At 64.6% G+C, this 11879-nt stretch carries 9 protein-coding genes and 2 tRNA genes; 7 read left to right on the top strand and 4 right to left on the bottom strand.

Annotated features, from left to right (window positions below; all coding sequences use genetic code 11):
* Positions 1 to 50: 50 nt before the first annotated feature.
* Positions 51 to 2024, bottom strand: coding sequence for a type II secretion system secretin GspD (gspD, locus tag ACWKV7_RS03115; protein WP_483856164.1), 1974 nt, complete (start codon positions 2022 to 2024; stop codon positions 51 to 53).
* A gap of 4 nt (positions 2025 to 2028) precedes the next feature.
* On the bottom strand, positions 2029 to 2595 hold the full coding sequence (locus ACWKV7_RS03110; RefSeq protein WP_483856163.1) for a type II secretion system protein N: 567 nt from the start codon (positions 2593 to 2595) through the stop codon (positions 2029 to 2031).
* Positions 2596 to 3044: 449 nt separating this feature from the next.
* Here ACWKV7_RS03110 and ACWKV7_RS03105 point away from each other — a divergent pair.
* Together ACWKV7_RS03105 and ACWKV7_RS03100 are read left to right on the top strand one after the other, a co-directional pair.
* A tRNA-Val gene (locus ACWKV7_RS03105) sits at positions 3045 to 3120 on the top strand.
* 18 nt (positions 3121 to 3138) lie between these two features.
* Positions 3139 to 3215: transfer RNA gene (locus ACWKV7_RS03100), tRNA-Asp, on the top strand.
* Between the two features lie 247 nt (positions 3216 to 3462).
* On the opposite strand, the gene ACWKV7_RS03095 is transcribed toward ACWKV7_RS03100, so the two are convergent.
* A complete protein-coding gene (locus tag ACWKV7_RS03095) occupies positions 3463 to 4500 on the bottom strand; it encodes an AraC family transcriptional regulator (RefSeq protein ID WP_483856162.1) in 1038 nt (345 codons plus the stop codon).
* A complete protein-coding gene (locus ACWKV7_RS03090) occupies positions 4497 to 5438 on the bottom strand; it encodes a hydrolase (RefSeq protein WP_483856161.1) in 942 nt (313 codons plus the stop codon). Before ACWKV7_RS03090 ends, ACWKV7_RS03095 begins: the two co-directional genes overlap by 4 nt.
* A 183-nt stretch (positions 5439 to 5621) precedes the next feature.
* Between ACWKV7_RS03090 and ACWKV7_RS03085 the strand changes: the two genes are divergently transcribed.
* The 5 genes from ACWKV7_RS03085 to ACWKV7_RS03065 all read left to right on the top strand — a co-directional run bounded on the left by ACWKV7_RS03085 (position 5622) and on the right by ACWKV7_RS03065 (position 11857).
* Positions 5622 to 7658 carry an oxidoreductase gene (locus ACWKV7_RS03085; RefSeq protein ID WP_483856160.1) on the top strand — a complete coding sequence of 679 codons (2037 nt, stop codon included), beginning with the start codon at positions 5622 to 5624 and terminating at the stop codon, positions 7656 to 7658.
* 62 nt (positions 7659 to 7720) lie between these two features.
* Positions 7721 to 8158, top strand: a complete 438-nt coding sequence (locus ACWKV7_RS03080) for a nuclear transport factor 2 family protein (protein WP_483856159.1) — start codon at positions 7721 to 7723, stop codon at positions 8156 to 8158.
* A gap of 214 nt (positions 8159 to 8372) precedes the next feature.
* Positions 8373 to 9740, top strand: coding sequence for a zinc ribbon domain-containing protein (locus ACWKV7_RS03075; protein ID WP_483856158.1), 1368 nt, complete (start codon positions 8373 to 8375; stop codon positions 9738 to 9740).
* A gap of 13 nt (positions 9741 to 9753) precedes the next feature.
* Positions 9754 to 10707, top strand: coding sequence for a 1-aminocyclopropane-1-carboxylate deaminase/D-cysteine desulfhydrase (locus tag ACWKV7_RS03070; protein ID WP_483856157.1), 954 nt, complete (start codon positions 9754 to 9756; stop codon positions 10705 to 10707).
* Positions 10708 to 10747: 40 nt separating this feature from the next.
* Complete coding sequence (locus tag ACWKV7_RS03065; RefSeq protein WP_483856156.1) at positions 10748 to 11857, top strand: cyclic nucleotide-binding domain-containing protein; 1110 nt, start codon at positions 10748 to 10750, stop codon at positions 11855 to 11857.
* Positions 11858 to 11879: the final 22 nt, after the last annotated feature.

Here is an 11879-nt window from a genome sequence, read left to right as displayed (position 1 = left end):
GAAAAGCCCCGGCCTTTGCGGGCCGGGGCTTTTTCATGCGAGTCGCACCGTTACGGCGCGGGGGCTTGATCGCGCAGGTCGATGGCCGGCTCGCCCTGGCCATCGAACAGTTGCATCGGCGTCTGCGGCAGGATGCTCGGCCGCTGGTCGGTGGTCTGCTCCTCGATCACCCGGATATCGCTGTACTTCTTCCCGGACAAGGCAGCCAGGCCGGCGCCGTCGCGGACCACGGTGGGCCGCAGGAACACCATCAGGTTGCGCTTGACGTGGGTGTCCTTGGTCGAGCGGAACAGGCCGCCAATCAGCGGCAGGTCGCCCAGCAGCGGGACCTTGGAGTTGCTCTTGGTCACGTCATCCTGAATCAGACCGCCGAGCACGATCACCTGGCCGTCCTGGGCGAGGATGGTGCTCTTGATCGAGCGCTTGTTGGTGATCAGGTCCACGGCTCCCAATCCCTGGGTCTGGGCGCTGGGAGCGATGGAAGAAATCTCCTGCTCGATCTCCAGGCGCAGGGTGGCGCCCTCGTTGATGTGCGGGGTGACCTTGAGGGTTACGCCGATGTCCTGGCGTTCGATGGTGGTGAACGGATTGTTCGCGCCATCGGTGTTGGTGGTATAGGAGCCAGTCTGGAACGGCACGTTCTGGCCCACCAGGATTTCTGCTTCCTGGTTGTCCAGGGTCAGCAGGCTCGGGGTAGAGAGCAGGTTGCTGCGGCTGTTGGCGGACAGTGCGGTGATCAGCATGCCGAACTTGTCGGTGCCGACGCCGATGATGGCGCCGTCCGGGAGTTGCTCCGGCACTTTCGGATCGTCATCCAGCAGGGTGCTGAGTACCGTGCCCACTGACAGGTTGGTGCCGCTGAAATTGGTTCCGCCGAGGCCGCCCTTGCCTTTGCCACGGCCGTCGATGGCCCATTGCACGCCGAGGGCGTCGGTGATGTCGCCGGAAATCTCGACGATGGCCGCCTCGACCATGACCTGGGCGCGCGGCACGTCGAGCTGGCGCACGATGTCTTCGAGGGTCGCCACCAGATCGGGCTCGGCCAGCAACACCAGGGCGTTGAGGCTTTCGTCGGCGCGAATCAGGATGTTCTGCGGCTTGCCGCCGGCCTGGCCTTCGCCGCTGCCGGCGGCAGTCTTGAGGTTCTCGGAAATGTCGCCGAGGGTCTCGGCCAGGGTCTTGGCGTCGTTGTGGCGCAGACGGATCACTCGGGTATTGGCCGAGCGGGTGGTCGGCGTGTCCAGCGCCTGGGCCAGTGAAACCAGCTTGGCGCGCGCGTCCGGCGGGCCGAGGATGATCAGCCGGTTGGTGCGCGCGTCGGCGATCACCTGGGTGCTCGATCCCGCGCCCTTGCCCTGGCCGCGGGCAATGGCGTTGTTCAGCACTTCGGCGGCGTCCATCACCCAGGCGTGTTGCAGATTGAGCACGCTGTAGTCATGCGCACCCTTGCGGTCCAGCTGCTTGAGCAGGTCTTCGATGCGCTCGATATTGGCGCTGCGGTCGCTGATGATCAGCGCGTTCGCCGACGGCACGGCGGCCAGATGGCCGTATTGCGGCACCAACGGCCGAATCAGCGGGATCAGCTCGGCCACCGGGCTGTGCTGGACTTGCAGCAGGCGGGTTTCCAATCTGTCCGGCGCGGTGCGGCCGGCGGCGCCTCCTTCGGCCTTGGCCTCGGCATTGGGCACGATGCGCGCCTGTTCGCCATGAGTGACGATGCTGAAGCCATGGGTGGCCATCACCGACATGAACAACTGGTAGACCTCGCTCAGGGTCAGCGGCGTACTGGAGACGACGCTCACCTGGCCCTTGACCCGAGGGTCGATGATGAAGGTCTCGCCGGTGATGTCGGCGATCTGCTCGATGAAGACGCGAATGTCCGCATCCTTGAGGTTGATGGTCCAGCGTTCCTGCTGCTGGTCGCCCTGGCTGGCGGGTACCGGCTCGACGGCGGCGGACAGCGGTAGCGGGGCGACGGCCAGGCCGGCGATCAGGAGGGCAAAAGTCAGACGCGAGAGGGTCATCAGTTCATTCGCTTTCCATAGACGGTTCGAGAGGGGAGTCGTCGGGCAGGGTGCCGGCCGCCTCCATCTGTTGGTACAGCTCCTTCATTCTTTCGCGCAGCAGTTCGGCGTTCTCTTCTTCGAGTTCGTCGAGCTGGCCGACCGGGTCGACGGTTTGCGGAGCGATGCCGTAGCTGCTGTTGCCGCGGCTGCTGGAACGGGGGAAGGGCAGGGTTTCCAGCCGACCGTTGCGTTCCAGCTCGATGCGGTCGGGATAGATGGCATGCAGGCGAATGCCATCGCTCAGTTCGCTGCCCAGCGTATAGCGCTGCGGCTTGCCGCCTTCCTGCTGGATGATCGCGCTGGAGCGTTTGGGGTCTTCGCGTACGAAGCTGCCGAGCAGGGTCAGGCGCAGGTTGGTGGGGGGCGGGGGAGCGTCGTCGCGGCCGCGAACGGTGGGACCGAACAGCGGTGCGATGCGATCCAGTTCAGGTGCGGCGAGCGAGGTCGGAGCGCTGCTGTCGCCGACTTGCGCCGGAGCGCGGACCAGGCGCAACCAGTCTGCGGTTTGCCAGGCCAAGCTGGCACTCATGACGAGAATCAGCGCTGCGCCTGCCAACAGCGGGGCCTGCCGCCGCAACTGGTCTGAGGCGCCTGGGATGGACAAGGGTGCTTACTCCATGAATTTCTATAGTAATAATTGTGATCAGGTAAGACCGCGCGTCGATCATAACAGTTCGAGTGCGCCATTCCGCAACCGCTGCAGTCGTTTCCGCTAGTGCAAATTTCCAAGTCATACAGAGAGTTGCTTCACGAACTTAAGGAGCACTCGGCGACATGGCAATCCTGGCCATTTGCTTTCATGGGGCGTGACTGCGGGCTGCTCTGCGATGGCGCCCAGGGCGGGGCACTGCACCCGGATGGGACAACCTCGGAGACCTCCTCATCTCCTGCCAAAAAACGGCGAGCGAAGAAAAAATTCAAGCAGGGTGTTGACTTAGCGCAGGCGCCTGCGTAAATTGCGCGCCTCGCAAGGCGATCGGCTGATTAGCTCAGCTGGGAGAGCACCTGCATCACACGCAGGGGGTCGGCGGTTCGATCCCGTCATCAGCCACCACTCTTGCGAGACCGACGCGCAGCGGTAGTTCAGTCGGTTAGAATACCGGCCTGTCACGCCGGGGGTCGCGGGTTCGAGTCCCGTCCGCTGCGCCATATTCGAAAGCCCTCAGGTAGCGATACCTGAGGGCTTTTTCGTTGGCGGTGTTTTTCATTTTCTCGTCATCTGGGAAATTTACGCTCCCTGGCATGGTCTTTGTTTGGGCTCGCATGTCAGCCAGGAGGATTGCCTATGGACGAGTATCAAGAAGAGCTGCTCGAGTACCATGCCTACGAGCAGGACCCGGTAGAGCCCGCGGAGGACGCTACCGAGCTATAGCCGGCAGGAGTCGCGCCTGGCTGTCTAGCCGGTCTGGCGCTGGGTGCGGCGAAACTCTCCGGGTGTCTGCCCGCTCCAGCGCTTGAAGGCGCGCTGGAAGGCTTCCGCCGAGGCGAAGCCGAGCAGGAAGGCGATCTCGCCGAAGGCCAGCTCGGTATCGCGGATGTAGGTCATCGCCAGGTCGCGCCGCGTGTCGTTGAGGATGCTGCGGAATTGCGTGCCTTCTTCGGCCAGCTTGCGTCGCAGCGTCCAGGTCGGTAGCTGCAGGCGGGCGGCCACTTCTTCCAGGTCCGGTTCGCGGCCATTGAGCAGCGGTCCCAAGAGTTGGGTGATGCGTTCCCGCAGGCTGCGGGTGCGGGTCAGCTGCTCCAGTTCCCGCTCGCAGATTTCCAGCAGATGGCGCCAGGTGCTCGGGCAGTGCTCCGGGTTGCGCTTGGCCAGGGTTGCCTGGTTCAGGCGCAACTGGTTGGTGCTGGCGGCGAACTCCACCGGGCAGGCGAACAGCTCTCCATAATGCTGCGCGTAGTCAGGCGCCTCGAATTCGATCTCCACCTTTTCCAGGGCAAGCGGCTCGCCGACCAGCGTGCCGAGCTGGCAGAGCCAACTGGCCAGCACCGAGTCCACCACGAAGCGGTTGTAGGCGTTGTACGGGCTAATCGAATAGAAGCGCAGCCAGGCCCCTCGCGCGTCCTCATGAAAGCTCGAATGACCGCGATAGTTGGCGGCATACAACGGCTCGTAGCGAATCAGCGCGCGTGCCGCTTCTCGCACGTTGGGTGCCTGGGCCGCCGTGATGCCGGCCAGCCCGACCTGGCTGAGGCGGGCCTGGCGCCCCATGTGCAGGCCCAACGCCGGCTCGCCGGTCAGTTGGATGGCGGCATGGCCAAGGCGCATGTAGCGCGGGATCGACAATCGCGCCCGTGGCTCGGCGAGGCGCTCGGGGTCCAGTTCGTACTGGTCGAGCAGGTCGGCGGGGTCCTGGCCCAGGCTGCGTACCGCATCGGCCAGGCAGTGGACGAAGCCCACCGACAGATCGCCGAGGCGCACGCGCTTGGGGTTCACTGAGGCACGATCCAGGTGTTCAACAGATGGCTGCCCGGCGCGTCGCTGTCTTGCTCGACCCGCTGCGGAGTCAGTTCGATATCCCGCGAGGCGCCGCCGATCGGCCAGCTCAACTTGCCGCGCAGGAACAGCGGGGCGCTGCTGCGGCCATCGGGCAGGCGTACCCAGCTCTGGGGATAGCCGGGGCGCCAGTCGCGCTCGACTATATAGTCCTGGCCATCGAGCGATAGATGCTGCTCCTGGGCGGCGCTCAAGCGCCAGGGCCAGCGGCCGCTGTAAGGCTCGCCGGCGATCGAACCGTCGGGAGAGAACACCAGGCTGATATTGCGCAGCGCGCCGGTGCCGCTGTGCAGTTGCCCTGCTTTTACGGAGGGCTCCGGCAGCAGGATCGAGCCGGCGAGCAGGGTGACGCGGTATTCCTTGGCGAGCCCGCCGAACAGCTGCTGGTAGTCCTTGGCCATCTGCTCGGCCTTCATGCGCAGCAGCGCTTCATCGAGCCGGTCGGCATCCAGGTTGCGCAGCAGCACGCGGATCGCCAACAGCGGGTTGCCGAGCAGCAGCCAGTCGCGCACCTCCTGGCGGCTGCGTGCCTGGTAGAACTCGACCTTTTCGCCATTGGCCAGCAGCCAGGTGCCAATGTGGTCCGGCAATACCACCAGTGTGCGCGGCCCAAGCAACCCGGCCTGCCCGGCGTGATCCAGCGCGGCGGCTAGCTTCAGCCGCAGGTGGGCCGGGCTCTGGTAATCCAGTGGATACAGTTGCGGGCGGACCAGCAAGACGTTGCCTTGCGCATCGTCCGGTGCGGGCTCGCTGCTGATGTGGCTGCGCAAATCGGACAGGTAGTGGGCTGGTGGACGCCGTTCGGCCCAGATCAGAAAGGCCGCCAGGCAACCGGCGGCCAGCAGCAGGACGGAAAGAATCGAGAATCTACGCATCATGGTCGACAGGGTAGGCAGGTGCGGGTTCGTTGCCAAGGGTTAGCTGCGCGATTCGATCAATAAGTTGTCACTTCTGATCATTGAGCGCGCTGCGGCAGCTCTTTATCGTCGCCACATAACCGATCGCGGTCCGCTTCGAGGCCGCGACATATCCGTGAATCAGCGCCTGCTGTGGAGAACCCCATGACCGCCTCCCCCTATCCGCATCTGCTCGCCCCGCTGGACCTGGGCTTTACCACCCTGCGCAACCGCACCCTGATGGGGTCGATGCATACCGGTCTGGAAGAGAAGCCCAACGGCTTCGAGCGCATGGCCGCGTACTTTGCCGAGCGTGCCCGTGGCGGCGTCGGCCTGATGGTGACCGGCGGCATCGGCCCGAACGAGGAGGGTGGCGTCTATTCCGGCGCCGCCAAGCTAACCACCGCCGAAGAAGCCGAGAAGCACCGGATCGTCACCCAGGCCGTGCATGAGGCGGGTGGCAAGATCTGCATGCAGATCCTGCATGCCGGCCGCTATGCCTACAGTCCCAAATCGGTCGCACCCAGCGCCATCCAGGCGCCGATCAACCCGTTCAAGCCGAAAGAGCTGGACGAAGACGGCATCGAGAAGCAGATCCAGGATTTCATCAACTGCTCCGTGCTGGCCCAGCAGGCCGAGTACGACGGCGTCGAAATCATGGGTTCGGAAGGCTACTTCATCAACCAGTTCCTCGTGGCCCACACCAATCACCGCACCGATCGCTGGGGCGGCAGCTACGAGAACCGCATGCGCCTGCCGGTGGAAATCGTACGCCGCGTGCGCGAGGCGGTGGGACCGAACTTCATCATCATCTATCGCCTGTCGATGCTCGACCTGGTGGAAGGCGGCAGCACCTGGGACGAAATCGTCACCCTGGCCAAGGCCATCGAGAAAGCCGGTGCGACCCTGATCAACACCGGTATCGGCTGGCACGAAGCGCGCATCCCCACCATCGCCACCAAGGTACCGCGCGCCGCCTTCACCAAGGTCACCGCCAAGTTGCGCGGCGAGATCGGCATTCCGCTGATCACCACCAACCGCATCAATACCCCGGAAATCGCCGAGCAGGTGCTCGCCGAGGGGGACGCCGACATGGTGTCCATGGCCCGTCCGTTCCTTGCCGACCCGGATTTCGTCAACAAGGCCGCCGAAGGGCGCAGCGATGAGATCAACACCTGCATCGGCTGCAACCAGGCCTGCCTGGACCACACCTTCGGCGGCAAGCTGACCAGTTGCCTGGTCAACCCGCGTGCCTGCCACGAGACCGAGCTGAACTACATCCCGACCGCCACCGTGAAGAAGATCGCCGTGGTCGGCGCCGGCCCGGCGGGCCTGTCTGCCGCCACCGTGGCCGCCGAGCGAGGCCACAGCGTGACCCTGTTCGATTCGGCCGGCGAGATCGGCGGTCAGTTCAACGTGGCCAAGCGTGTGCCGGGCAAGGAAGAGTTCTACGAGACGTTGCGCTACTTCAAGCGCAAGCTGGAAACCACCGGCGTCGATGTGCGCCTGAACAGCCGTGTTGGCGTCGATGAGCTGGTCCAAGGCGGCTTTGATGAAATCATCCTGGCCACCGGTATCGCTCCGCGCACCCCGGCGATTCCGGGTATCGACCATCCCAAGGTGATCGGTTACCTGGATGCCATTCTCGAGCGCAAGCCGGTCGGCCAGCAGGTGGCGGTGATCGGCGCCGGCGGCATCGGTTTCGACGTCTCCGAGTTCATCACTCATCAGGGCGAGGCCACCAGTCTCAATCGCGAGGCGTTCTGGAAGGAGTGGGGCATCGATACCCGGCTGGAAGCCCGCGGCGGCATCGCCGGCATCAAAGCCGAGCCCCATGCGCCGGCGCGCCAGGTGTTCCTGCTGCAGCGCAAGAAATCCAAGGTCGGCGACGGGCTGGGCAAGACCACTGGCTGGATTCACCGCACCGGGCTGAAGAACAAGAACGTGCAGATGCTCAACAGTGTCGAGTATCTGAAGATCGACGACGCCGGCCTGCATATCCGCATCGCCGAGGGTGAGCCGCAGGTGTTGCCGGTTGACACCGTGATCGTCTGCGCCGGCCAGGACCCGCTGCGCGAGCTGCACGATGGACTGGTCAGCGCCGGGCAGAGCGTGCATCTGATCGGCGGTGCCGATGTCGCCGCCGAGCTGGATGCCAAGCGCGCGATCAACCAGGGATCACGCCTGGCGGCGGAACTCTGATAGACGACGCCCCGCCTTGTGCGGGGCGTTTGCTATGGGCCGACAAAAACAAGGAGAACCCCATGTCCACCAATCTTCGCTTGCAGCCGGCAGCGGCTGCTACCTTGCAACGCTGGCATCAATTCGTCGCTGCCAAGGACCTGCGCCAGTTGCCCGATCTGCTGCACCCGCAGGCAGTGTTCCGCTCGCCGATGGCGCATAAACCGTATCCTGGTGCGCCGATGGTCAATGTCATCCTCAATACCGTGCTGCAGGTGTTCCAGGACTTCGCCTATCACCGCGAACTGGCCAGTGCCGATGGGCTCAGCGTGGTGCTGGAATTCAGCGCGAGGGTGGGTGAGCGGGACCTCAAGGGCATCGACATGATTCGCTTCGACGAGACCGGCAAGATCGTCGAGTTCGAGGTCATGATTCGCCCCATGAGCGGCTTGCAGGCCCTGGGAGCCCAGATGGCCGAGCGCCTGGCCCCATTCCTGGCAGCCGCCCAGGCCAAATTCTGAGACGAAGCACCAAGCGCATCACAGTTTGATTCGGCTTTCACTGATCAAGCGGGGCGGAAAGGGTGTCTGCCAACCCGGTCACATTGCCCGCCTCGCTTTTTCCCCTAGACTTGATTTGAACTAGGGTAAGCGCCTGTTATCCCCCAGGCTCCGCGGTCCAGCGGGTCGCGCCTCCCAGTGAATCCCATACCCCTGTCGGCCTAGAGGGAACCCGATGAGCATGCAGAACAAAGCGCAGATGGTCGAGGCCGTCATGTTTTTCAATGAGCGCGGCATCTGCAAGGAAATGCTCTTCGCCGAGTTCGAGGCATTGCTCGACGGTGTAGTGAACCTGCCGGAATTCGCCGATCAGCAGATGCGTCTCGCCTATGTGCTGATCAATCCTCGGCTGATGCTGCGCGCCGCAGTCTTCTTCTACCTGGATTTCGACGAGAACGGCGCGACCGACAGCGGCTGGAACCTGCCGCTGCGCCATCTGGCCGATCGCGCCGGCCGTGGTCCCGATCTGGGCGCCGGGCCGATCCGCCTGGCTTGTCGTAGCCAATGCCCCGTGTCCTGGCACCAGATGCACCTCTGGGACCCGAATCTGGCGCCCGGTCAAAACGATCTGGCGCTGCTGCGCGATGCGGCCAAGCGCAACCACCTGGGCTTGCTGGTCGAGGATGACACGCCGCAAGCGGTGGCCCCCGAGCGCCTGCAGATGGCGGCCGAGGACAAGTGGTACGCCGCCGACCCGTCGAAAGAAGTCGCCGACAAGCTCGCCGAGAAAATGGATCAGGAGCATCGGCTGAAAACGGCCCAACTGATCAAGCAGCAGCGTCTGCGTCTCAGCAGCCTGGCCAAGCAGCATGAAGACGAACTGGCCAAGCTCAAGCTGGACTATGCGGAACAAGGCAAGGCCCGCCAGGCCGAAGTCCAGAAGCTCCAGCAAGCCCTGCGCCAGCAGGAGGCCCTGAATGCCAGCCTGAAGGCGGAGATGGCTGCCCAGGCTCTGAGCTTGCAGAAGGCTCGCGAGGACATGGCCAAGCAACTGCGCACGTTGGAAAGCCACGGGCGAACCGAGTCGGACATTCTGCGGGCGCAAATGGATAGCGAGCTGAACGCTCGGGTGGCCGCCGCGGTGGCCGAATACAAGGAACAGGTCGCCATCCGCGATGTCGAGCTGGCCTACCGCAACGAGCATGAGGCCCAGCTGCATCGCGATATCGAGCGCCTGAAGCAGGAACGCGACCAGTACGCCAGCCATGGCGGCGACCAGATTCTCGACCGGTTGTCGAAGCTGGGCGTGGTGTTCGTGGTCTACCATCCGGGCGCCGGTCACCTGACCATCCCCCTGCAGGACATCGCCAGCTACCAGGACAACCCCATGGCCTATGCCGCGGCCAAGTGCTTCGTCTCCGAGGGGCAATACCGCGAGTGGCTGGCCCACTACCAGCAGCCGACCTGCAACGCGCCGCTGTCCAATGGGGAGCGTTGCGCCATGCCGATCGACCGGGTCGATACGCCGAGCCGCTTCGTGATTGGCGAGTCCAACTGCTGTGCCCGCCACAAGGCTGGCAGTCGCCTGCGCACAGTCAGCTAGGCCCGACCTACCTTTGCCGTTCGCTGCTCCTGCCTGGACGCCGGAAGCGCCGCTCCATCGGTTGCATTTCGACTGGCTGGAGCGTGCCGGCGTGCACCTCGCAGCCTTGCGCCTCGATCTCATCGATCCCCTGGTTTCCGGCAACAAGTGGTTCAAGCTCGCGCCGTACCTGGCGCTGGCCGCCGAGCAGGGTGCCGAAGGGGTGATCAGCCTCGGCGGTTCCCATTCCAATCATCTGCATGCCCTCGCTGCCGCCGGCCAGCGCTTCGCTTTCGCGACGGTCGGCCTGTTGCGCGGCGAAGCTCAGGATACCCCCACCGTTCGTGACTTACGGCGGTTCGGCATGCAACTGCACTGGCTCGGCTACGGCGGCTATCGAGCCCGTCACCACGCTGGCTTCTGGGAGCCCTGGCAAATGCGATATCCGGACTTTTACCCAGTGGCCGAGGGCGGCGGCGGGTTGCCGGGGGCGCAGGGCTGTGGCGTGCTGGTGCAGCAGGCGCGCCGGCAGCTGGCCGCGATAGGTTGGCCTGACTACGAGGGCTGGTGGCTTGCCGCCGGGACTGGTACGACCCTGGCCGGCTTGGTCCTGGCCGAGGCAGGCGCCCGTCCGGTGTTCGGTGCCATGGCGGTACCCGACACTCATGGTGTCGCTCGACGCGTAGGTGAGGTGCTGGACCAGGCAGGCGTGGCCGATACCGGCTACTGTCTGCTGGATGCCAGTCGTGGCGGCTTCGGCAAGCTCGACGCTGACCTGGCGCGGTTTGCACAAGGGTGCGAACGCGACAGTGATTTGCCACTCGAACCCTTGTATACCGCCAAAGCGTTAATGGCGTTGCGCTATCATGTCGAGGCCGGTTACTTTGCGCCCGGCACGCGCCTGCTGTTCGTCCACACCGGTGGTTTGCAGGGTTGCCGGGCCATGCTGCCGCGCTTGCAAAGCCTGATGGCCAGCGGTAGCAGCTAGAGTGAGAATTGACGTTGGGCCGGCGGAGCCGCAAGACAGCATGAATGAACCCCTGAACCCCGAGCAATTGCGCAGCCTGACTCCGCTCAACGTGCTGTCCGAGCCGCAGTGGCGCGAGCTGCGCGGGCAACTGGTGCCGCAGCCGCTGCTGGCGGGACAGTTGTTGTTTCGCCATGGCGATCAGGCCCGCCTGACCTACTACCTGCTCTCCGGCGAGTTGCTGTTGCGCTCGGCCGATGGCCAGCAGCAGCGACTGGTGGCTGGAACCGAGGCCAGCTGCCATCCTCTGTCTCCGAGCTTGCCGCGTTTGCACGCGGCAACGGCGGTGAGTGACTCCAGCGTGCTGGCGATAGACAGCGCCGTGCTGGCACGCCTGCTCACCTGGCGGCTGACCTACCAGGATCTGTTGCTGGAACTGGAGCGCAGCGGCGAAGACGTTGAGTGGGTCGGCCGCCTGCTGGAAAACCCATTGTTCGCCAAGGTGCCGCCTTCCAATGTGCGGGCCATGCTCGAACGCCTGCAATGCCTTGAGCTACCCGCGGGCAGTACCGTGCTGCGCGAGGGTGAGGAGGGCGATTGCTGCTATTTCCTCAAGACCGGCCGAGCCGAGGTCATCCGTGGTGCCGGCAGTGCCCAGCAGGTGCTGGCGGAGCTGGAGGTGGGAGCCTGCTTCGGCGAGGAGGCGCTGCTGGCCGATCGCCCGCGCAATGCCACGGTGACCATGCTGGAGGCAGGCACGGTGCTGCGCCTGGCGCGCCAGGACTTTTTCTCCCTGCTCAAGGCACCGGTGGTAAACGAGGTTTCCCTTGGTGAGGCTTCGCGGCTGCTGGCCCATGGTGCGCAGTGGCTGGATGTGCGGCTACAGGATGAGTACGAGCGCGGTCATGCCTTGCAGGCACTGAACATGCCGCTGCACCTGCTGCGGCTCAAGGCCCGTCTGCTTGACAAGACGCGCACCTATCTCTGCTATTGCGATGCTGGCAAGCGCAGTGCCAGCGCCGTGTTCCTGCTCTCCCAACTTGGCTTCAGCGCCTACGTCTTGCGCGACGGATTGGATGCCCTGCCGGTGGTGCAGCGCGATGCGTTGCTCTGCGAAAGCGGTTCGGGCTACCTGGCGCGTTCCGGTGGTCGGGTCGAGCGCAGTCGCTAGTCGCCTGGCCCCGCCCGCCCAG

It is taken from the genome of Zestomonas ipomoeae, from assembly GCF_057128665.1.
This window is presented reverse-complemented; position numbering and strand designations above follow the sequence as displayed.

Excerpts from the sequence above, each read along its gene's own strand:
- ACWKV7_RS03085 (WP_483856160.1), top strand. The coding sequence starts at position 5,622 with ATGACCGCCTCCCCCTATCCGCATCTGCTCGCCCCGCTGGACCTGGGC.
- ACWKV7_RS03075 (WP_483856158.1), top strand. The coding sequence starts at position 8,373 with ATGAGCATGCAGAACAAAGCGCAGATGGTCGAGGCCGTCATGTTTTTC.
- gspD (WP_483856164.1), bottom strand. The coding sequence starts at position 2,024 with ATGACCCTCTCGCGTCTGACTTTTGCCCTCCTGATCGCCGGCCTGGCC.
- ACWKV7_RS03090 (WP_483856161.1), bottom strand. The coding sequence starts at position 5,438 with ATGATGCGTAGATTCTCGATTCTTTCCGTCCTGCTGCTGGCCGCCGGT.
- ACWKV7_RS03110 (WP_483856163.1), bottom strand. The coding sequence starts at position 2,595 with ATGAGTGCCAGCTTGGCCTGGCAAACCGCAGACTGGTTGCGCCTGGTC.
- ACWKV7_RS03065 (WP_483856156.1), top strand. The coding sequence starts at position 10,748 with ATGAATGAACCCCTGAACCCCGAGCAATTGCGCAGCCTGACTCCGCTC.
- ACWKV7_RS03080 (WP_483856159.1), top strand. The coding sequence starts at position 7,721 with ATGTCCACCAATCTTCGCTTGCAGCCGGCAGCGGCTGCTACCTTGCAA.